The sequence below is a fragment of the Eggerthella sinensis genome (genome assembly GCF_003339815.1).
GTDB classification, from domain to species: Bacteria; Actinomycetota; Coriobacteriia; order Coriobacteriales; family Eggerthellaceae; genus Eggerthella; species Eggerthella sinensis.
In genome coordinates this window covers 69505-89230 of record NZ_PPTT01000011.1, presented here as the reverse complement: position 1 = coordinate 89230, position 19726 = coordinate 69505, and the positions used below count along the sequence as shown (strand labels likewise).

Genomic DNA, 19726 nt, shown 5'->3' with positions numbered 1-19726 from the left:
ACGGAAAAGTGGCGCACATGGGCACACCCGTCCCCCGCACTCTCACGCGAACCTTCGACTACGCGAACGCCGAGACGCTCATCACCCATCGGGTGTACTGGGCGACGACGTTCATCCACGACCTGAAAGCGCGCCTCCTGTTGCTGCTGCGGCAGCAACCAGCCCACTTCGACTTCCTCAGCCAAACGGCGCACGATCAAACGCTCAAGAACATCGCCGACATGCTTCCCCCGCAAAGCGGCCAGGCGACGGGCAATACGGGCAACGACGCCGTCGCATGCCCCACGCTCGACGAGCTGCTCCGGACGATCAGCGCATGTCGATTCGACCTCCCATCAACATCGGAGGGGTACTTCACGCTCTATCAGGCCATCGCAGGCGGCGGCGCCCGCTCCACCGACGCCCCGGCCCGCCCCGAGCGCGCGCTGGCGTTTCTCAACGGCGGCCCGTACGAAACGCTGCCGAAGCCTTCGCGCTCCGGCTTGCGAAGCACCCAGCTGAAAACCCTCCTTGAGGCCTGGCACTACGCCATCGATCAGGGGAAGCAGGACCCGCTGCTCATCTTGGGGTCGTTCATCGTCGATCTGTACAACCTCAGCCTCTTCGAGGAGCACAACGAGGTTGTCTGCCTGCTCATCGGATTGCACCTGCTCAACCGGGCCAGCCATCGCATCGCGGACTTCATCAGCATCCCGTCGTTGCTGAACTACTCGCATGCGTACCTCGTATCGGCCATGCGCGCCAGCTCCAAAGCATGGGAGACGGGACGCAACGACTACCGGGCGTTCACCGAATACCTGCTCGACATCATCCTCGAGGCGTACCTACGCTTCTACCAGGTGTATCTCATCACCGACGGCAAACCGCCCACCAACACCGACCGGGTGCGCATGATTGTCACGCAGCGTTCTCACGGCACCGCGAAACAGGACATCGTACGCACGTGCCCGCTCATGAGCGAAACCACGGTCGAGCGATCGCTCACCTCGCTCGTGAAGGACGGACGGCTGCTGAAAGTGGGCGGCGGGCGCTCGACGCACTACGTGCCGAGCGAGAGCCACTATGGGAACATCCCCGCGCTGCTCGAGCGTCTGGAAACCCCGCTATTCGCCTAAGGAAGGGACCGCGCAGCGCGCTATCGAACGTTCGCACGGACGCTCCGGTCACTCGCGTTCGGCGAGGACGAGGTCCATCATCTCCTGGCGATCGCGAATCTCGAGCTTCGTGTAGATGTGACTGACATGGGTTTTCACCGTGCTCACCGACAACACGAGCTCCTCTTGGATGAATGCGCGGGTGCGCCCTTGCGCCAGCAGGCAGAACACCTCCGATTCGCGCGGCGTCAAATGGTACGCTTCCGAAATCGCGATGCAGCGTTCGGCGATGGTATCGGCAAGCCCGACGGCTGGCCCATCTTCCGCACGGCGAATATCGGCGCTCTCCGAAGAGCGCATGCCCACCCGCATGGCCTGGAGGGCTTCGGCCTCTTCGAGCTTGCTGTAGCGCTTCGACTCGCGATAGGTGTACAGTATGGCGACCACGATGATGGCGTAGGCGGCCAACACGATGAACGCGCTGTCGATTTCGCCGACGTAACCCGACATCATCACCCATCCGAACGACGTGAGCGCAAACGTCATGCCCCCGACGCCCAGAACGCGGAACGGCGGCATGTCGAGCGCATCAAGCGACTGCGCCATGATGCTCCAGAACAGAAGGTAGGCGAACGCCTCGTCCACGTGGATGACCACGGCTTTCACATCGTTCAAGAACGCAATGTCGCCCGGCCGCTGAATGCCGATGAGGAACAACCCCGCCACCACCACGATGGTGGCAGGTTGAAAGCGGATGGACATGGACAGGCGCGCTGTTTTCACGAACGCCGCATACGCGAACACGACGAGACACACGGCCAAGATCAGGAATTCCGAGATACCCCACACCGTCTTGATGGGGAACGCCGATTCGCCGCCCCAGAGCCCCCAGAAACTCAAACGCCGAATGGTAGCCAGCATCAGCCCGCCCATGACGATGAGCAGAACGAGGTTGCGCTGGCCGCTTTTCATCAGCACGATGCGCCGCGGCAACGTGGAAAGCCCGAACACCGCATGACGACCGGTGCGCGCCGCATCGCCGCCGTCGGGCACCACGCGGCGATGATCGGCCGCGCGGCGCGCCCCCTCGAACACGAGCGCATTGACAAGGGGGATGGCCACGGCAAGCACCACCTGCCCCATCGGTGGAAGCACAACGGCGCTCAATGAGAGCAGCAACGTCTTGATCAGCAGCGCGCCCACAATCACCCAGACGATGACGGTAAACGGGCGCATGCGCGCGAGGAGCAGGCAGAAGCGCGAAGAGAACCAGAAATGTCCGGCACCCGAAAGCAGCAAGCCCAGCAGAGCCATCGGCAGCGGTTCAACCGCCGACTGCGCATACGATGATGCGAAGCAGACCGTCCCCGCGGCTGCGGCAGCGGGGACGACGAAGCGCAGAACATGATCTTTCGCTTTGACGAACTGAGGTGCGCACAGAAAGCCGACGGTCACAAGAGCGATGCCGAGAAGCCAGAACACACGGGGATTCGCGAAGGAGCTCATGCCTGTGGCCGCGTCGATGAACCCCAACGCATGCCCCTCGAGCGAGCACCAGGTGAGGTTCAGCGCGAAGCCGAAAGCGCACAGCACGTCGCACGGTTCGATCCGTCGGAGCGGATTGCCCTTCGCCATCGCTTCGCCCATATCGCACCACCCTTCCCCTGCGCGTCCGCGCTCTTTTATTGTATAAGAAAACTGACTGGGACACCCTTAAAAAGGAGAGCTCGCGTCGGCGTGCGTTACGATGAAATAATATCCGCAGGTCATAGCCTCGTTTTTTCCATCGGCCATTTTGGTCGATTTTTTCGCACAGCCGCGCGCACTCCCAATATCGGCCTCAAGTCCGATGGCGAAAGCCCTTCGGTTTCCTACCATACTCGTCGGTGCATCCTGCGGAAGCGGCCGGGCTACCGTCTCCGCAGGTATCGCCCACAGGCAAGACAAGGAGACTGACGAGAGGAGAGGATGATGTCTACCAAGCACAAATTGATCGGTCTGGGCATGTGTCTGGCATGCGGGCTGTTCGCCGCAGCGGGATGCGCGCCGCAGGGCACGACAAGCGACAGCAACCAGAATGCGGGGGCGACGGACGCGCAATCGCCCGCCGCGACGGAACAGCGAGCCTACACCGACGAGCAAGAGGCCGTCATCGCAGGCGAAGAAGGAACCACCACGTACGACAACATCGACGCCGAAGCGTTCCCCGGCAAAGACTACATCGATAGGCTCTACGACAAGTGGGCCGATATCGCAGTGGAGTACGCACCCGAGATTCGCACGTTGCCCGATGGGCGCATGGTGCAGCGCACCCCCACCGAGTACCAGATCGAGGCCGGTACGTGGCAGACGCAGGCCGAGACGAACTCGTTCAACACCTATTGGCTCGACGCCGACAACAAGGGCTGCGGCTCGTGCCACGTGGATCTTTCGACCATGATCAAGAGCATGCCGTTCGAGCACCCCACCGTGTGGAACGACGAGTTGAACAATCAGATGACCGTGCAAGAATGCATCGATTGCCACCGTTACGCTCCCGGCTACATCACGAACGTGCAGGACTTCGGCACCCTCATGCACAGCGTGCACATGGGGTCGCGCAACAAGGCCGCGTTCGAGGACACCTACGACGGCGATTGCATGAGCTGCCACAACGCCACCGAGAACGGCAAGGGCATGGAGATGTGGGACCTCGTGAAGTACAACCACCTCTGGGGCATCGTCGATGTTGCAGCCGACGACCTGACCGACACCTCGTTCTCCTTCGAGCAGGAGACCGTCCAGTCCGACGTGTTCTCGTTCGAATGGATGCACGGCTACTACTGCCAGATGCGCCACGGTTCCGAGATCGAAGGCCTCGATCTTCCGCAGAGCCTGTTCGACTCGTGGGAAATCACCATCGAAGGCAACGTGAGCCAGCCGTACACCGCGCTGCTGAAGGACCTCGTTGAAGAAGCCGAGAAAGACGGCGTCGTGGTCACCAAGAATTCCAAGCTGGTATGCAACTGGAACATGGTGGGCGGCGGCGGTATCTCGAACGCCAACATCACGGGCATCCCCGTCAGCTGGCTCGTGGAGAAAGCCGGCGGTTACACCGACGACTCCAACGGCGTGCGCGTCATGCGCGCCGACGGCACCTCGAAGCGCTCGTTCTCCATGGACAAGCTCAACGACGACGAAGCGTTGCTCGTGTACAAGATGGACGACGAATACCTGGGCGCCAAGCAGGGCTATCCGTGCACGAACTGGGTTGAAGGCGTGGACGCGCAGGTGTGCTCCAAGCAAGTCGACCGCTACGTAGTGTCGAGCGACTGCCCCGATTTCACCGATTCTCAATACCTGTTCGACCATCATGACGGCAGCCCGAACGGTTGGTTCAACGAAGAAGGCGTCATCGTGAACCGTCCCAACGCCACGATTCTCGACGTTCCCGAAGGCCTCGTCATCGAGACCGGCAAGCCCTACACCTTCCACGGCTACGCCGATGCCTACAACGAGGAGATCGACTACCTGGAGTTCTCGTTCGATAACGGCGAGACCTGGACGAAGTACGAAGTTGACGGCTCCGACGTGAACAAGGTGGTGTGGTGGAACCTCACGTGGACGCCGCCCGAGCACGGCGCTTACACGATCACCGTGCGCGCGGCCACCGTCGAAGGAAGCGTGAGCTACCAGACGCACACCGTCATGGTGAACGCCAAAGACGAGATGCCCGCCGTTGAAGATACGGTGGTGTATGAAACGAAGGGCCTGGTCAAAGTTGATAACGCAAGCGATACCGCCGCGTAAAGGAAAGGAGCGAATCGCATGAAGACTTCTCAAAAAGTACTGTCGAGCGTAGCGGGATCGATGCTCTTGTTCTCCGGCGCGGGCGCAGCCCTCGCGAACCTGCAGCCGAACGTCGCGCAGGCCGACGAAAGCACCGAGCCTACCGGCACCGTGCACGAAGCGGGCGAATACGCCATCGCGGCCGCTTGGAACGACGCCCTGAGCGACGATTACACCAAAGTGGCCAACGTGGACGGCACGTTCTCGTTCAATCAACTTGGCACGACGCCCAACGACGAGCTGTTCAACATGTTCGGCACGGCCGTGCTGTCCATGTGCTCGAAACCGGCTCCCGAACTGGTGGACGAAGGCCAAGGCGTGGCGAACTTCTACGTGAACGTCTCGGGCCATATGACCAAATCGTTCAGCGTGAACGTGGCGGATCTGGACGACGAACAGGGCGTGCTCATGGGCTGCTCCTGCATGACCGGCTCCCCTCTGGGACAGGCGTACGTCGTCGGCGTGCCGCTCGCGTCGGTCGTGGAGATGGCCGACCTCGAAGACGGCGTGAACACCGTGACGGCTTACGGCGCCGACGGATTCGGCCAACCGCTGCCCCTGCGGTACGCGCTCGACAAGAATGCGCTGTTGGTATACCAGGTGAATGGGCAGGAGCTGCGTTCCGAGACGGATTCCTCGCTGCAGCTGTGGATGCCCGAAACCGTGGCGAACTACTTCACGCGCAATATCGTGGAAATCCAGCTGACCCACGAGGATGCCGAGCCCGACGTGCAGCAGGTGGACCCCTGTTACCGCAACAAGATCAATATCACGAACAATGCCGACGGATGCGCCTTCGCGGCAGGCGACCATATCACCTTCGAAGGCGTGGCCGACGACCTGGGAAGCCCCGTCGTGGCCGTGGAGTTCTCCTTCGACGGGGGCTCGACCTGGACATCCTGCGAGACGGAAGGCGCCACAGCCGACAAGTGGGTGAACTGGAGCTTCACCACCTCGTTCGAAGAGGCGGGCGAATATCAGATGATCGCTCGCGCCAAGACGGCCGACGGGGTGGTCTCCCCGCTCACCGCCTCGCTCGACTTCAGCATCAAATAGAACCGCATCCCGCCCGAGGCACACCCCTCCCCCTGCCTCGGGCGGCCGCCAATCGAAGGGACGATCCCATGCACCAACACGCTTGCAGAACGCTCGGAGCCTTCGCGCTTGCCGCCGCATGCGGCCTCGCGGCGCTCGCCTGCGCAGGCTGCACCGCAGAACGCGATTCGACCCCGGCCGAGGCCGCAAGCCTCGAAGCGTCCGAAGACACCGTCGAGGGCCGGACCCTGCTGCTGCCCGACTGGTACTTCAACAACACGAGCGACGAAGACGTGATCGAGGTGCTGCTGAACGCCGGCTGCACGAGCGCCGAACGCTCGGGCGACTGCTTCGCCGTCACCATGACCGAAGCGTACGCCGCCGCATTCGTGTCCGGCATGCATGACGAAGTGCTCGACATCGTCGAAGAGCTGTCGAGCGAAGCCGCCGCCTGCGGAGCCACTCTGGAAGCCGACGGCGACTTCGCCGTCATCACGCTCACGATGCCCGCGGAGGTCTACGCCACTGAAACCGGTGCAAACCTCGCCCTCGACGCGAAGGCCGCCGCCGCTGCGGCCTATGTCTACCGCAGCGCTGCCGACCTGGGCGCATGCGAAACCGTCGTCGTCGACGAGCAAGGCGGCGAGCTTTCCCGCGCAACGCTGCCCGACGATCACGAGGAGCTGCTGAACGCGGCCGAGCAGTAGGCGGCAGGCGCCCCTTTACGAGAAAAGCGCCCGTTCGGGCGCTTTTCTCGCTTTTCTCGTAGGTGCTAGCGAACGTTTTTGCGGGCTTCTTGGCGGGCCCAGGCGTCGAGGGCTTCCAGCTGCTCAAGGCTTTCCACGCGCTGCACGCCGGCGCGCTCGTGGGCGTCCATGACGGCTTCGACACATGCCGCAATGCCCAGATAGCTGCCCTCTTCGGCGAGGAAGGCGGCCACGGCCACCTCGTTCGCGGCGTTCATGACGCAGGGCAGCGTGCCGCCCCGCTCGCCGGCCGCGCGCGCGAGCGCGAGGCAGCGGAACGTGTCGGTGTCGGCGGGAGCGAACTCGAGGCTGCCGAGCTTCGTGAAGTCGAGCGGCGCGACGGGGGCGTCCCATCGGTCGGGATAGCTGAGGGCGAACTGGATGGGAATGCGCATGTCGGTGGTGCCGAGGTGCGCCTTCACGCTGCCGTCGGTGAACTCCACCATGGAATGGATGGCGCTCTGCGGCTGCACGACCACGCTGATCCTGTCGTAGGGCATGGCGAACAGGTGGTGCGCCTCGATGACTTCGAGGCCCTTGTTCATGAGCGTGGACGAGTCGATGGATATTTTCGCGCCCATATTCCACGTGGGGTGCGCGAGCGCAGCCGCGGGCGTGATGCCCTCCAAGTCGGCGCGGGTGCGTCCGCGGAACGGGCCGCCCGACGCCGTCACCCACAGGCGCGACACTTCGCGCGGGTTCTCGCCCAGCAGGCACTGGTAGATGGCGCCGTGCTCCGAGTCGATGGGCATGAGGCGCCCCGGCTCGGCTGCCATCGGCATGATGAGGTCGCCGCCCACCACGAGCGATTCCTTGTTCGCCAGCGCGAGCACCTTGCCCGCAGCAAGCGTTTCGTAGCTGGCGCGCAGGCCGGCCGCGCCCACGAGCGCGTTCACCACGATGTCGGCCTCGGGAAGGCGCACGAGGTCGACCACGGCATCGGCGCCGAAGCCGAGCGTCCCTTCGCCTCTCTGCGCGAACGCCTCGGCAAGCGACGAGGCCGTACCTTCCGGCTTCGCGCTCTCGACGTGCGCCGCCAGCTCGTCGGCGATGGGCTCGCGGCTCAGGCGCTCATCGCCCACCGCGAGGTGGCGCACGCCGAATGCGCGCGCCTGCGCCAGCAGCTCGTCGGCCCGCGCGTTCACCGCGAGGCCCACCACTTCCAGCTTGTCCGCATGGCGCCGCGCCACATCGAGCGTCTGCGTGCCGATGGAACCCGTGGAGCCCAGCACCACGATGCGCTTTCTATCCGACATAGGGAATGCAGCCTCCTCCAACCAGCAGGATGGCCGAGGTCACGGCCACGAGGAACAGCGAATCGCAGCGATCGAGCAGACCGCCGTGCCCCGGCATGATGGTGCCGGAGTCCTTGAAGCCCGAGTTGCGCTTGATGCGGCTCTCAGCCAGGTCGCCGAGCACGCCCATCAACCCGCTGATCAGGCCGAACACAATCGCTTGAGGAATGGACATCGTCACGCCCGGAATGAGCGTCATCACGCACCAGAACGCGGCGGAACCCACGAGACCGGCGAAGAAGCCTTCCCAGCTCTTCTTCGGCGACGTACGCGGCGCCAGCTTGTGCTTGCCGATCTTGCTGCCCACGAGATACGCGAACGAATCGTTCGCCCACACGCTGAGGAAGATGCACAGCGCCAGCACGCCGCCCCACGGCTGCGGCAGCGACGTGCGGATGATCATGAGACCCGAGAGCAGCATGCCGCAGTACGCGGCGCCGAAAAAGCTCACGCCCACGTCGGGAACGCGTGCGCGCATCCAGAACACGTACCACATGATGAGCGCCAACAGCAGCGCCAGGCTGACGAACAGGGCGCCGTTCAATCCCAGGAAGAACACGCTCACCGGGTACAACATGGCCGCGATGATGCCCAGCATCTCGTTGGGAAGCTTCGCATCCGAGCGCAGCATGTAGTAGAACTCCCCCGCCGTGATGCCGGCGGTGGCCACGAGCAGGACGAGCGTGGTCCAATCGCTGATGAGGATGCAGAGGACGGACAGCGCCACGTACACGAAGCCCGTGCGGAAGCGCACCTGCAGGTCGGTGGCGTTCTTCAGCTTCTTGGGGGTCTTCTCGTACGCGAAGTCTTTGATGCGCCCCGTGCGCTTGCGATCGTCGCCCTCGTCGGGCAGACCGTCGGGCCGCTCCTCCACTTACTTCACCGCCCCGAATCGTCGATCGCGCGACTGGAACTCAAGCAGCGCGCGCAGCAGCTCGTAGCGGTCGAAGTCGGGCCACAGCGTCTCGGTGCACACGAACTCCGCATAGGCGATCTGCCACAGCAGGAAGTTCGACACGCGCATTTCGCCGCTTGTGCGAATGAGCAGGTCGGGATCGGGAATATCCGCCGTGTACAGGTGCTTCGACAGCGTTTCCTCCGTGAGCGGGTCGGGCGTGCGGCCCTCGCGCAGCGCGGCGTGCGCGCCGTCCATGTAGGACTGCATGGCGTCGAGCAGCTCGACGCGGCCGCCGTAGTTCACGGCCACCACCAGCGTCATGCCGTCGTTGTCCTTCGTCTTCTCCCACGCCTTCGCGAACGCGTCGCGCGTCTTCTTCGGCAACTCGTCGGTGCGGCCGATGGTCATGACGCGCACGTGCTCTTCGTGCAGGCCGTCCACCTCGGCGAGCATCGTGGTGGCGAACAGGTTCATGAGGCCGATGACCTCGTCCTGCGGGCGCTTCCAGTTCTCGGACGAGAACGAGTAGATGGTGAGGTAGCGCACGCCCACGTCCGACGCGCAGCGGATGGTCTCGCGCACCGCGTCGATGCCGGCCTTGTGGCCGAACAGGCGGTTCTTGCCGCGCTCCTTCGCCCACCGGCCGTTGCCGTCCATGATGACGGCCACGTGCTGCGGCACCGCCGCAGGATCGAGCTGCGTCGGATCGAGGTCCGCCGGAGGGTTGGGGAATATGTAGTCAAGCGGTTTGTTCATGTTTACCTGACGGCCGTCTCTCCCTTACTTGAACGGAACCCTAGATCTCCATCACTTCCGCTTCCTTCTTCTTGAAGGATTCGTCGACTTCGGCGATGTACTTGTCCGTGAGCTTCTGGACCTCGGCCTGGCCGCGACGCTCGTCGTCCTCGGGAAGGCTTTCCTCCTTGACGGCGCGCTCGATGGCGCTGTTGGCATCGCGGCGGGCGTTGCGCACGGCCACGCGTGCTTCCTCGGCGTAGCCCTTGCACTGCTTCACCAGGTCGCGGCGACGCTCCTCGGTGAGCGCGGGGAACGGCAGGCGGATGACGGAACCGTCGTTGGACGGCGTCACGCCCAGGTCGCTCTGCATGATGGCATGTTCGATGGCGCCGAGCACGCCCTTGTCCCACGGCTCGATGACCAGCATGTGCGCGTCGGGCGTCTTGATGCCCGCCATCTGGTTCACCGGCGTCGGCACGCCGTAGTAGTCAACCCTGATGCGGTCGAGCACCATCGCGTTCGCGCGGCCCGTACGCACGGAGGCGAACGCCTCGCCCAGCGAAGAGAGAGCCTTCTGCATACGCTCTTCCGCGTCCAGCATAATATCGTCGATCATCCCGGTTCCTTTCACCCTGCTCCTGAGCAACGCGCCGCGCAACGGAGGCGGCGCGCAGATGCGTTATCGTTATTCTACCGTGGTTCCGACGCTTTCGCCCTTCAAAGCACGCGAAATGTTGCCCTTGGTCGTCAGGTCGAACACGATCATCGGCAGATGGTTGTCCATGCACAGCGACGTGGCCGTGGAATCCATGACGTTGAGGCCCTTCGACAGCACGTCCATGTAGCTGATGGTGTCGTAGCGCTTCGCGTCGGGGTTCTTCTTCGGGTCGCTGTCGTACACGCCGTCCACCTTCGTGGCCTTCATGAGCACGTCCACGTCCAGCTCGCACGCGCGCAGCGCAGCCGTCGTGTCGGTGGTGAAGTACGGGTTGCCCGTGCCGGCGGCCAGGATGACCACGCGGCCCTTCTCCAGGTGACGGATGGCGCGACGGCGGATGTAGGGCTCGGACACTTCCTGCATGTTGATGGCGCTCTGCACACGCGAGAAGATGCCGTGGCGCTCGAAGGCGTCCTGCAGGGCGAGAGCGTTCATGACGGTGGCCAGCATGCCGATGTAGTCGGCCTGCGCGCGATCCATGCCCTCGGCCGAGCCGGCGAGCCCGCGGAAGATGTTGCCGCCGCCCACGACCACGGCCAGCTGCACGCCGTCGTGCACGATGTCGGCAATCTGGTCGGCCAGGTCGTCAACCACCTTGGGATCGATGCCGTACCCGACATCTCCCGCCAGCGCTTCGCCAGATAACTTGAGCAGCACGCGGTCGTATCGGTATTGTTCAGACATAAGCCTTATCCTCTCGGTGGTGGTTCCTTTTGCTGTTCTAACCGCCCATCTTACCCGAAAATGAAATCCCCCGCGTCCCCATGCGCCCCCGTTTCCAGCCATTCCACGCAAAGGACAGACGGGACGAACGAAGGCCCCCGGTATCCGGGGGCCTTCGTCAAAGGGGGAGATGGTACGTTGGGGAACTACGCCGCGTCTTGCTGGGAGCTGCTGTTGCCGCCGAAGAGGCGCTCGAGCATGGACTCCTGGGCGTTGTTCTGCTGGGTCGAGGCGTTCTGGGTGCTCTCGTCGGAGCCGAGCGTGACCTCGATCTGCTTGGTCTCGCCGTTGCGGTTCACGTCAAGCGTCACCTTGTCGCCGGGGTTCTTGGAACGGACGTCCAGCATGAGGTCGCTGGCAGATTCCACGTTCTCGCCGTCGAACTTCGTGATGATGTCGCCTTCCTGCAGGCCGGCCTCGGCAGCGCCGGAGCCCTCGCTCACCGCGGCGACGTACGCGCCGGCATCAGCCGACAGGCCGTAGCGCTGGGCGTTCTGAGCGTTCACCGTGGACAGGGACACGCCGAGCTGTGCATGGGTCGGGGTCTTGCCGTCGATGATCTGCTGGGCAAGGTTCACCGCGTAGTTCACCGGGATGGCGAAGCCGACGCCGGAGTAGTTGCCCGAGTAGGACGTGATCAGCGTGTTGATGCCGATGAGCTTGCCGTCGGCGTCCACGAGGGCGCCGCCCGAGTTACCGGGGTTGATGGCCGCGTCGGTCTGGATCATGTTCGGGTAGATGGTGGTCTCGCCGGAGCTCTGGCCGTACTGGTCGGTGCTGGCGTCCATGATCTGCGAACGGCTGGTGGCCGACACGATGCCGGTGGCAACGGACTGCTCGAGGCCGAACGGGCTGCCGATGGTCATAACCCACTCGCCGATGATGAGGTCGTCGGAGTCGCCGATCTCAACGGGCGTGAGGCCGCTCGCGTCCTTGGCCTTGATGACCGCGATGTCGGAGCTGGGATCGCTGCCCACGACGTCGGCGTCGTAAGTTTCGCCTTCGATGGTGACCTTGTACGCGTCGCCGCCTGCGATGACGTGGTAGTTCGTAATGATGTAGCCGTCGGCCGTCAGCACGACGCCGCTGCCGAGGGAAGCTTCCGTCAGCGTGCCGGAGTCGGAACCGCTGTTCGTGCCGTTGCCGAACATGCTACCCGAGCTCGACTGGTTGGCGTACACGTCGATGGCCGCCACGGAGGGCAGGGCCTTCTGCGCCACGGCCTCGGCCAGCGTCTGGTCGGACTCGGCGTCGGTGGCGTTGATGCTGCCGGAGTTCTGCGAGCCCAGCTGCGTGGACGAGCCGCCGTCGCTGCTGGAAGAACCGCCCGTGGAGGCCTGCCAAATGCCGAAGCCGCCCAGGCCGATGGCGCATGCCACGGCTGCGCCGCAGAAGGCCAGCAGGAACGTGCGGCCGCCGTGCGACTTCCTCTCGACGTTCACCGAGCCCGCCGGATGCTGGGGATGCTGCGGCTGCTGGTAGTATTGCTGCTGCTGATAATATGGCTGCTGGCCCGTGGGGGCCGCGTGCTGGGCATGTTCCTCGCCCTGCGTCGGCGGCACAGGGCCGGTGCCGGGGGTGTTGCCATGCGTATCAGTCATGTGCTTCACGCTCCTTGGATTCGTGATGGTCTCTGATTACTGTACGTACCGATGTAATGCGGTCACCTTATCACGCCGCCTCGCGCAAGGAAGCGCCTCGAAGGCAATTGTCACCTTTGCGACACGGAATTACACCATCTGGTGTACTCCCCGAAACCAAGCCGTACACCCGGAGGAGCACACAGGCCGCGCAGGCCCTTCCAACAACCGGTTTTCCCAAGAACGTGGCTGCTGACGCACAAGGAGCGCGGTATCATACGAGGCGTTGTCAACGATGCCGTCAGAGGAGCCCGCATGGCTGAATCATCACGCCCGCGCTTGAGCGTGGGGCAGCGCTTCGAGGCGCTGTACGTCCGCTTGCTGCTGCGCCTGCTTCCCCACCTCATCAACCTGTTCAAGCACGTGTCGCCGAAGATTCGCGCGGAGGTGGACTACCTCGAGCCCGGCTACACGTTCATGCTCACCGTGAGCGGCACGAACCTGAGGTGCGCCTGCCGGCGCAGCGCCTCCGGCGCGTTCAAACGCGTGCCTCCCGCCGCCATCGCCACCGACGTGGAGCCGGGCAGCGGCCTTGCCAGCGCCGATGCGCACGCGACCACCGTGGACTACGTCATCGCGTTTCGCTCGCTCGCCTACGCCTTTGCGTGCTTCACGGGCGGCATGACGCTGAAGGCCGCGCTCGCGCAGCGCGCGTTCTCCACGCGCGGGCCCAACAACACGGGCGTCGCCCTCACGTATATGTTCACGGCGCTGCTCAAGCTGTTCTTCGGCTGGCGCGCCGCGTATCGCGCGCCCAAGCCCGCCATGTCAACCCCGCGCGCGTAAGCGCCGCCGTCCGCAAAAGGAGCCCCCCATGAACGGTTTCGAATTCAGCTGCCCCACGAAGATCGTCTGCGGCGCCCACGCGCTTGACAAGCTGCCCGACGAGGTGGCCGACCGCGGCATGTCGCACCCCCTCGTCATGACCGACGCCGGCCTCATGAAGCTGGGCGTGGCCGCGAAGCTCACCGGCGTGCTGGACGCGGCCGGCGTGGCCTACGAGGTGTTCGACCGGGTGCCGCCTGATTCGTCGATGGACGTGGTGAACGAGGTTGCGCGCCTCTACGCCGCGCGCGGCTGCGACGGGTTCATCGCCATCGGCGGCGGCTCGGTCATCGACACGACGAAGGGCGCGGCCGCCTCGCTCGCCTGCGAGGGCGTCGATTTCGCTACGCTGCAAGGCTCCGAGATCCTGCACGCCGACCTGCCGCCGTTCATCGCCGTGCCCACGACGGCCGGCACCGGCAGCGAGGTGACGCTCGTGGCCGTGGTGGCCGACACGCAGAAGCACGCGAAGCTGTCGTTCACCTCCTACAAGCTGGTGCCGCACGTGGCCATTCTCGATCCGGCGCTCACCTCGTCGCTGCCGCCGAAGCTCACCGCCACCACCGGCATGGACGCGCTCACCCACGCCATCGAGGCCTACACGTCCATCCAGAAGAACCCCGTGTCCGACGCCTTCGCCGTGAAGGCCGTCGAGCTCATTGCGGCGAACCTGCCCGCGGCCTGCCGCGACGGCGCGAACGCCGACGCCCGCACGAACCTGGCGCTGGCCTCGCTCATGGCGGGCGCCGCGTTCTCGAACGCCATGGTGGGCATCGTGCACGCCATCGGCCACTCGCTGGGCGGGTTGTGCCACATCCCCCACGGCCAGGCCATGATGATGCTGCTTCCCCACTGCGTGCGCTTCAACCTGGACCGCGGCATCCACGCGGGCCTCTACGGCGAACTGCTGGACGCGCTGGCGCCGGCGCGCGCCGCGGGGCTTGGAGCGAACGCCTCGTCCGACGAGCGCGATCGCGCGTTCTGCGAGCACCTGGCCTCGCTCAACGACCTGTACCACGACACCTACAGCGTGCCGTTGCGCCTGTCGGAGCTGGGCGTGGCCCGCGAAGACTTGCCCGCCGTGGCCAAGCAGGCGCGCTACGACGGCGCCGCGCTGTACAACGAAACCGAGATCACCCTCGAGGACGCGCAAGCCATCCTCGAGGCCGCCTACTAGGAACCCGCACCGCGAAGGAGTGTCGCATGTCCACCGTCCCCACCTTCGAGAGCCTTGCCGACGTCGAAGCCCAAGCGCAGAAGATGCGCGCGTACTTCCAGAGCGGCGCCACGCTGCCCGTGGAGCATCGCAAGCGCGCGCTCGAGCAGCTGCGCGCCTACCTCAAGGCGAACGAGGAGCGCATCCTGGCCGCGCTGACGGCCGACCTGGGCAAAGCGCCCTTCGAAGGCTACGCCACCGAGCTCGGCCTGGTGTACGACGAGATTTCCACCTGCCTCAAGCACCTGGGCTCCTGGTCGCGGCCGCGCCGCGTGCCCACCCCCATCGTGCACTTCCACGCCACGTCGAAGGTGTACCCGAGCCCGATGGGCGTCGTGCTGGTGCTGAGCCCGTGGAACTATCCCGTGCAGCTGGCGCTCGTGCCCCTCGTGGACGCCATCGCCGCCGGCAACTGCGTGGCGCTCAAGCCCTCGCGCACCTCGAAGGCCACGAGCGAGCTGCTCATCGAGATGCTGGCCAGCGTGTTCCCGCCCGAGTTCGTGTGCGGCTTCCCCGGATCGGGCGCCATGAACGACTGGCTGCTCGAAACGCGTTGGGACAAGCTGTTCTTCACCGGCAGCCCGAACGTGGGCCACACTATTATGGAAGCGGCGGCGAAGCACCTCACGCCCATGACGCTGGAACTGGGCGGCAAGAGCCCCTGCATCGTGGACGAGAGCGCCAACGTGAAGCGCGCGGCGCAGCGCATCGCCTGGGGCAAGGGCATCAACTCGGGGCAGACCTGCGTGGCGCCCGACTACTTCCTCGTGCACGAGCGCGTGGCGGACAGCCTCGTGGAGCAACTCGACGCGTGCTTCCACCAGTATTACGGCGCGGACATCCTCGCCTGCGACGAGTGGCCGCACATGATCAACCGCCGCCATTTCGACCGCGTCATGGGGCTCATCGAAAACCGCAATCCCGACGCATCGGTGGCGTTCGGCGGGCACGGCGACGCCGAGACGCTGCGCATCGAGCCCACCTGCCTGCGCGGCGTGACGCTGGAAGACCCCGTCATGAACGAGGAGATTTTCGGGCCCGCGCTGCCCGTCATCACATACAAGACGCTCGACGAGGCCTTCGCCATCGTGCGCACCTTCGAGAAACCGCTGGCCACCTACATCTTCAGCGACGACAAAGCCGTGCAGCAGCGCGTGATCCGCGAGCTGCCGTTCGGCGGCGCCACCATCAACGACGTGGTGGTGCACCTCGCGAACAACCACATGGGCTTCGGCGGCGTGGGCAACTCCGGCATGGGCGCCTACCACGGAAAGGTGGGCTTCGACTGCTTCACGCACTACAAGTCCACGCTGACGAAGGGCACGTGGATCGAGATGCCCATCCGCAACCCCCCGTTCGGCGACAAGATCAAGCTGCTGAGGCTGCTCATGAGGTAGCGTTGCAACCGCTTCTCTTGCGTTATGGTACAAATTTTGGTATAAATATATGATAAATTTGTACCAAGGAGGCACTATGGTCATGCAAGCAGCTCTGCCCCAGATTCGGCCTATCAGCGATCTTCGCACGCGCCTCAACGATATCGAAACGCTCGCCCGCGAAACGCGGGAGCCCATCATCATGACGAAGAACGGCTCCGCGTCCCTCGTCGTCATCGACAGCGACGCCTACGACGAGCATCTGCAACACGAGCGTGCCGTTCGCAAGCTGCGCGAAGCCGAGATCGAGGAAAAATACCACCCTGCCGCAATCTCGTATGACGATGTCAAGGCGCGCGCCACTCAGCTCATCGAAGCGGCGGAGCAGCTCAATGCGCAGGATTGAGTTCAGGCCGCGCGCGAGCGCCGACCTCGACGGCATCCTCGTCTACATCGCGCTCACGTTGAAGTCCCCGCAAGCCGCGCGCAACGTCTCCGATGCTCTTTTTTCGACCATCGAGCGCGCAGCCGAACTTCCAGACCTCGGCCAACCATTTTTCGATGACGACTTGGTTCGTAAAACATATCGGCGCATGCTTGCGAAGCGTTACTGGATCTATTACACCTACACCGCCGACACGTTGACCGTGCACCGTATCTTCCACACTAGGCAGGACACGGACCAATACGGGTTCGAATTCCTGGACGACTGATTCCAGCCGCCGAGGGCGCTCGCTGACGCGGCGCCCTCTTGAGCATCGGCGTTACTTCTTCTCGACCGGGACTTGGATCTCGGTGAGCCAATCGCTTTCGGGAATGTTGTTCCAGATGCCGTCGATGTAGCTTTCGCGCGGCAGGTCGACCATGCGGTAGCCGTTCTGCTCCACCCAATCCATCGCGAACGCGTAGGCGCGCGGCAGGTCGGCGTACGGGCCGCGGTGCATGACGGACACGACGGTGGCCGCAGGCACCTCTTCGAACACGATGCCGTCGGTTTCCACGCCGTATTCCTCGACGGCTTCCGAATACTTCATCGTGATGTCGCGCTCTTTGTACTCGCCGTCGAGGTACGTGATGAAGCAGTACTCGGGCGTGGCGCACGTGAGATCGGGGTTCGCCGCTTTCACGGCGCGGCCGATGGCGGGAATGACCTCGAAGTACGCGGAATAGGTGGGGACGGTCATCGTTTTGGAGAACACGATGCAGCTGGGAAGCTCTTTCATAGTTGCCTGATAGTCCATGGGAAACCCCTTTTCTTCGTTGTCGAGCATGAATGCGATGCGCGCAAGACGGTCTTGGCGCGCGGCGAGCTCTCGTTCGATCTCGTCGCGACGCTGCATGAGGATGGGACGCGGATCGGCGCCGCGCACGATGGCCGCCACCTCGTCGATGGACAGCCCCGCCTGCCGAAGCGCCTGGATGCGGTGCAGCTCTATGAGCTGGCGCGTCGTGTACAGCCGGTACCCGGTGGCGCCGTCGACGGCCTCCGGATGCAGCAGCCCGATGCGGTCGTAGTGGTGCAGCGTCTTGATGGTGGTCTTGCCCATCTTCGAGAACTCTCCGATGTAGAACACGGTTCTCACCTCCTTCGCATCGCATTCAACAGCCTCCTGCATGAGGAGGGTCAAGGGGTTCGGCGAAAAAACTTCGCGAAATGTCGTCGGGTGCAGCATCGCACGAAACCGGCGGCGGCGCACGCGGCGGCGACGAAATGAGGAGGTTTTGCGACGAGTGAAACAATACGGCAACGCGAGACGTGTTCGTGGTGAGGGGGATGTCTTTCAGGTTGTTTTCAACATCGTCCGATATGCTCGGAACATGCCGACCGAAGAGAAGGGTGCGACCATGGCTTTCGAACCGACCGAACGACGCACCTCCCGCGTTCGCACCACCACGTACCGGCGTCGGCTGTTCGCCCGGCAGTTCCTCCCCCATCCGCGCCGCGGCACGCGACCACTGTTCAGCCGGAGACGCGGCCGGTGGGCCGCCACGCGCCTGTGCTTCGGAGCGGCAACCGTGCTCCTGGCCGCCGTGGTTGCCTTCCCGCTGCTGTCGTCGCGGCTGGCCGTCGCCGATATCGATGCCGAGCAGCGCGCCACGAACGACGTGGCCGCCCTGCAGGCCGAGAGCTCCGACACGCAGCGTTCCGTCTCGATCGACGTGCCCGCCGAGCAGCAGTACCCCGAACTGCCCACCGGATGCGAGTCCGTCGCGCTGACGAACGCGCTGCTCTCGTACGGCTTCGATCTGGAGAAAACCACCATCGCCGACGCATGGCTGCCCCTCAGCGACAGCACGTTCGTCTCGGCGTTCCTGGGCGACCCGCACTCGACCGACGGCCACAGCTGCATGGCGCCGGCTATCGCGAGCACCGCGTCGGCGTACCTGGCCGCCCAGGAATCCTCCCTTCAGGCGTTCGACATCACGGGCTCGTCGCTCGAGGACGTGCTTGCCGAAGTGGAGGCCGGCCATCCCGTCATCGCCTGGTGCACCATCGACCTGGCCGACCCCGGCACCGCCTACCAGGTGGCGCGCGAGGGCGACCGGACGTACCGCCTGTACGCGAACAGCCACTGCGTGGTGGTGAGCGGCTACGACCTGGACGCGGGCCTCGTGCTGGTCAGCGACTCGCTGGCGGGCCAGGTGAGCTACGACCTGCAACTGTTCGCTTCCCGCTACTACGAACTGGGCGCCCAAGCCGTCGTCATCAAGTAGCCCGCCGGCCTGTCGGCTACCCCTCGGCGTGCGCGGCGCGCAGGGCGGCGATTTCCTCGGCGTAGCCGGAAAGGGCCTCGTTGGGGGTTTCGAGGAAGTACGGCAGGTGGCGCAGCTTCGGGTGGTTCGTGAACGCCGCGAGCGCGTCAAAGCCGATGGTGCCTTCGCCGATGCGGGCATGGCGGTCTTTGTGCGACCCGAGGCCGAATTTGCTGTCGTTGAGGTGGACGGCGCGCAGACGGTCGAGGCCGATAACGCGGTCGAACTCGTCCACCACGCCGTCGAGGTCGCCCGCGATGTCATAGCCGGCGGCCCACACGTGGCACGTGTCGAGGCACACGCCCATGCGGTCGTTGAGCTCGATCTTGTCGATGAGCGTTGCCAGCTCCTCGAACGTGCCGCCGATCTCGGAGCCCGAGCCCGACATCGTCTCGAGCAGCACCGTGGTGGTTTGCCCGGGCTGCAGCACCTCGTTGAGCATGGCAGCGATGTTGTCGATGGCCACGTCCACGGGCTGCCCCACCGCGGCGCCCGGATGCATGTTGTACAGCTGATGAGGCGTTTCCTCCATGCGCACGAGGTCGTCGCCGAGCACCATGAGGGCGAAGTCGTGCGTCTTCGGCACGTTCGACGCGGGGTTCACCGTGTAGGAGGCGTGCGCGAGGATGGTCTCAATGCCGTGCTCGGGCGCGAACTGGCGAAACGCCGCGATGTCCTTCGGGTCGATGGCCTTCGCGCGGCCGCCGCGCGGGTTGCGCAGGAAGAACTGGAACGTGTTCGCGTCGATGGACACGGCGTCCTTCGCCATGTGGAGGTAGCCCTTCGCGCTTGAGAGATGGCATCCGATGGTGAACATGGGCGCGCCCTTTCCGATCCTGT

Annotated in this window: 19 protein-coding genes; 10 read left to right on the top strand and 9 right to left on the bottom strand. The window is 64.5% G+C overall.

Features of this window, described 5'->3' with window-relative positions:
- Positions 1-17: 17 nt before the first annotated feature.
- The gene (locus C1876_RS07860) at positions 18-1115 is read left to right on the top strand and encodes a hypothetical protein (RefSeq protein WP_114546170.1); all 1098 of its coding nucleotides are present in this window, start codon (positions 18-20) and stop codon (positions 1113-1115) included.
- Positions 1116-1163: 48 nt separating this feature from the next.
- Here C1876_RS07860 and C1876_RS07855 read toward each other — a convergent pair whose 3' ends face one another.
- Positions 1164-2741: a helix-turn-helix transcriptional regulator gene (locus C1876_RS07855; protein ID WP_114546169.1), complete on the bottom strand. Its 1578-nt coding sequence runs from the start codon at positions 2739-2741 to the stop codon at positions 1164-1166.
- Positions 2742-3065: 324 nt separating this feature from the next.
- Here C1876_RS07855 and C1876_RS07850 point away from each other — a divergent pair, with 324 nt between their 5' ends.
- The 3 genes from C1876_RS07850 (at position 3066) to C1876_RS07840 (ending at position 6664) form a co-directional block, all read left to right on the top strand.
- On the top strand, positions 3066-4883 hold the full coding sequence (locus C1876_RS07850) for a molybdopterin-dependent oxidoreductase (protein ID WP_114546199.1): 1818 nt from the start codon (positions 3066-3068) through the stop codon (positions 4881-4883).
- A gap of 18 nt (positions 4884-4901) precedes the next feature.
- On the top strand, positions 4902-5978 hold the full coding sequence (locus tag C1876_RS07845) for a molybdopterin-dependent oxidoreductase (RefSeq protein ID WP_114546168.1): 1077 nt from the start codon (positions 4902-4904) through the stop codon (positions 5976-5978).
- Positions 5979-6046: 68 nt separating this feature from the next.
- Positions 6047-6664: a hypothetical protein gene (locus C1876_RS07840; RefSeq protein ID WP_114546167.1), complete on the top strand. Its 618-nt coding sequence runs from the start codon at positions 6047-6049 to the stop codon at positions 6662-6664.
- A 65-nt stretch (positions 6665-6729) separates the two neighbouring features.
- On the opposite strand, the gene dxr is transcribed toward C1876_RS07840, so the two are convergent.
- The 6 genes from dxr to C1876_RS07810 all read right to left on the bottom strand — a co-directional run bounded on the left by dxr (position 6730) and on the right by C1876_RS07810 (position 12676).
- Complete coding sequence (dxr, locus tag C1876_RS07835; RefSeq protein WP_114546166.1) at positions 6730-7959, bottom strand: 1-deoxy-D-xylulose-5-phosphate reductoisomerase; 1230 nt, start codon at positions 7957-7959, stop codon at positions 6730-6732.
- On the bottom strand, positions 7949-8872 hold the full coding sequence (locus tag C1876_RS07830) for a phosphatidate cytidylyltransferase (RefSeq protein ID WP_114546165.1): 924 nt from the start codon (positions 8870-8872) through the stop codon (positions 7949-7951). The genes dxr and C1876_RS07830 overlap by 11 nt, the downstream gene beginning before the upstream one ends.
- A complete protein-coding gene (locus tag C1876_RS07825; RefSeq protein WP_114546164.1) occupies positions 8873-9652 on the bottom strand; it encodes an undecaprenyl pyrophosphate synthase in 780 nt (259 codons plus the stop codon).
- A 40-nt stretch (positions 9653-9692) separates the two neighbouring features.
- A complete protein-coding gene (frr, locus tag C1876_RS07820) occupies positions 9693-10250 on the bottom strand; it encodes a ribosome recycling factor (RefSeq protein ID WP_114546163.1) in 558 nt (185 codons plus the stop codon).
- A 69-nt stretch (positions 10251-10319) separates the two neighbouring features.
- Positions 10320-11036 (bottom strand): UMP kinase, encoded by a 717-nt coding sequence (pyrH, locus tag C1876_RS07815; protein WP_114546162.1) that lies wholly within the window; start codon positions 11034-11036, stop codon positions 10320-10322.
- 185 nt (positions 11037-11221) lie between these two features.
- Complete coding sequence (locus tag C1876_RS07810) at positions 11222-12676, bottom strand: S1C family serine protease (protein WP_114546161.1); 1455 nt, start codon at positions 12674-12676, stop codon at positions 11222-11224.
- 294 nt (positions 12677-12970) lie between these two features.
- On the opposite strand from C1876_RS07810, the gene C1876_RS07805 reads away from it, so the two are divergent.
- The 5 genes from C1876_RS07805 to C1876_RS07785 all read left to right on the top strand — a co-directional run bounded on the left by C1876_RS07805 (position 12971) and on the right by C1876_RS07785 (position 16845).
- Positions 12971-13501, top strand: a complete 531-nt coding sequence (locus C1876_RS07805) for a D-alanyl-D-alanine carboxypeptidase (RefSeq protein WP_114546160.1) — start codon at positions 12971-12973, stop codon at positions 13499-13501.
- 28 nt (positions 13502-13529) lie between these two features.
- Positions 13530-14717 (top strand): iron-containing alcohol dehydrogenase, encoded by a 1188-nt coding sequence (locus C1876_RS07800; protein WP_114546159.1) that lies wholly within the window; start codon positions 13530-13532, stop codon positions 14715-14717.
- Positions 14718-14743: 26 nt separating this feature from the next.
- The gene (locus C1876_RS07795; RefSeq protein WP_114546158.1) at positions 14744-16153 is read left to right on the top strand and encodes an aldehyde dehydrogenase; all 1410 of its coding nucleotides are present in this window, start codon (positions 14744-14746) and stop codon (positions 16151-16153) included.
- 76 nt (positions 16154-16229) lie between these two features.
- Entirely contained in the window at positions 16230-16538 is a 309-nt protein-coding gene (locus tag C1876_RS07790) for a type II toxin-antitoxin system Phd/YefM family antitoxin (RefSeq protein WP_114546157.1), read from the top strand.
- Positions 16525-16845 (top strand): type II toxin-antitoxin system RelE/ParE family toxin, encoded by a 321-nt coding sequence (locus C1876_RS07785; protein ID WP_114546156.1) that lies wholly within the window; start codon positions 16525-16527, stop codon positions 16843-16845. Before C1876_RS07790 ends, C1876_RS07785 begins: the two co-directional genes overlap by 14 nt.
- A gap of 51 nt (positions 16846-16896) precedes the next feature.
- Here the strand turns inward: C1876_RS07785 and C1876_RS07780 are convergent, their stop codons facing one another.
- Positions 16897-17706 (bottom strand): MerR family transcriptional regulator, encoded by an 810-nt coding sequence (locus C1876_RS07780; protein WP_211309524.1) that lies wholly within the window; start codon positions 17704-17706, stop codon positions 16897-16899.
- Between the two features lie 271 nt (positions 17707-17977).
- On the opposite strand from C1876_RS07780, the gene C1876_RS07775 reads away from it, so the two are divergent.
- A complete protein-coding gene (locus tag C1876_RS07775; protein WP_114546155.1) occupies positions 17978-18847 on the top strand; it encodes a C39 family peptidase in 870 nt (289 codons plus the stop codon).
- A gap of 16 nt (positions 18848-18863) precedes the next feature.
- On the opposite strand, the gene C1876_RS07770 is transcribed toward C1876_RS07775, so the two are convergent.
- Positions 18864-19703: a deoxyribonuclease IV gene (locus tag C1876_RS07770; RefSeq protein WP_114546154.1), complete on the bottom strand. Its 840-nt coding sequence runs from the start codon at positions 19701-19703 to the stop codon at positions 18864-18866.
- Positions 19704-19726 lie beyond the last annotated feature (23 nt).

What these genes read in the sequence shown, in the direction of transcription:
- C1876_RS07860 (WP_114546170.1), top strand. Translation starts at nt 18, where the DNA reads ATGGGCACACCCGTCCCCCGCACTCTCACGCGAACCTTCGACTACGCG.
- C1876_RS07855 (WP_114546169.1), bottom strand. Translation starts at nt 2,741, where the DNA reads ATGGGCGAAGCGATGGCGAAGGGCAATCCGCTCCGACGGATCGAACCG.
- C1876_RS07850 (WP_114546199.1), top strand. Translation starts at nt 3,066, where the DNA reads ATGTCTACCAAGCACAAATTGATCGGTCTGGGCATGTGTCTGGCATGC.
- C1876_RS07845 (WP_114546168.1), top strand. Translation starts at nt 4,902, where the DNA reads ATGAAGACTTCTCAAAAAGTACTGTCGAGCGTAGCGGGATCGATGCTC.
- C1876_RS07840 (WP_114546167.1), top strand. Translation starts at nt 6,047, where the DNA reads ATGCACCAACACGCTTGCAGAACGCTCGGAGCCTTCGCGCTTGCCGCC.
- dxr (WP_114546166.1), bottom strand. Translation starts at nt 7,959, where the DNA reads ATGTCGGATAGAAAGCGCATCGTGGTGCTGGGCTCCACGGGTTCCATC.
- C1876_RS07825 (WP_114546164.1), bottom strand. Translation starts at nt 9,652, where the DNA reads ATGAACAAACCGCTTGACTACATATTCCCCAACCCTCCGGCGGACCTC.
- frr (WP_114546163.1), bottom strand. Translation starts at nt 10,250, where the DNA reads ATGATCGACGATATTATGCTGGACGCGGAAGAGCGTATGCAGAAGGCT.
- pyrH (WP_114546162.1), bottom strand. Translation starts at nt 11,036, where the DNA reads ATGTCTGAACAATACCGATACGACCGCGTGCTGCTCAAGTTATCTGGC.
- C1876_RS07810 (WP_114546161.1), bottom strand. Translation starts at nt 12,676, where the DNA reads ATGACTGATACGCATGGCAACACCCCCGGCACCGGCCCTGTGCCGCCG.
- C1876_RS07805 (WP_114546160.1), top strand. Translation starts at nt 12,971, where the DNA reads ATGGCTGAATCATCACGCCCGCGCTTGAGCGTGGGGCAGCGCTTCGAG.
- C1876_RS07800 (WP_114546159.1), top strand. Translation starts at nt 13,530, where the DNA reads ATGAACGGTTTCGAATTCAGCTGCCCCACGAAGATCGTCTGCGGCGCC.
- C1876_RS07795 (WP_114546158.1), top strand. Translation starts at nt 14,744, where the DNA reads ATGTCCACCGTCCCCACCTTCGAGAGCCTTGCCGACGTCGAAGCCCAA.
- C1876_RS07790 (WP_114546157.1), top strand. Translation starts at nt 16,230, where the DNA reads ATGGTCATGCAAGCAGCTCTGCCCCAGATTCGGCCTATCAGCGATCTT.
- C1876_RS07785 (WP_114546156.1), top strand. Translation starts at nt 16,525, where the DNA reads ATGCGCAGGATTGAGTTCAGGCCGCGCGCGAGCGCCGACCTCGACGGC.
- C1876_RS07775 (WP_114546155.1), top strand. Translation starts at nt 17,978, where the DNA reads ATGGCTTTCGAACCGACCGAACGACGCACCTCCCGCGTTCGCACCACC.
- C1876_RS07770 (WP_114546154.1), bottom strand. Translation starts at nt 19,703, where the DNA reads ATGTTCACCATCGGATGCCATCTCTCAAGCGCGAAGGGCTACCTCCAC.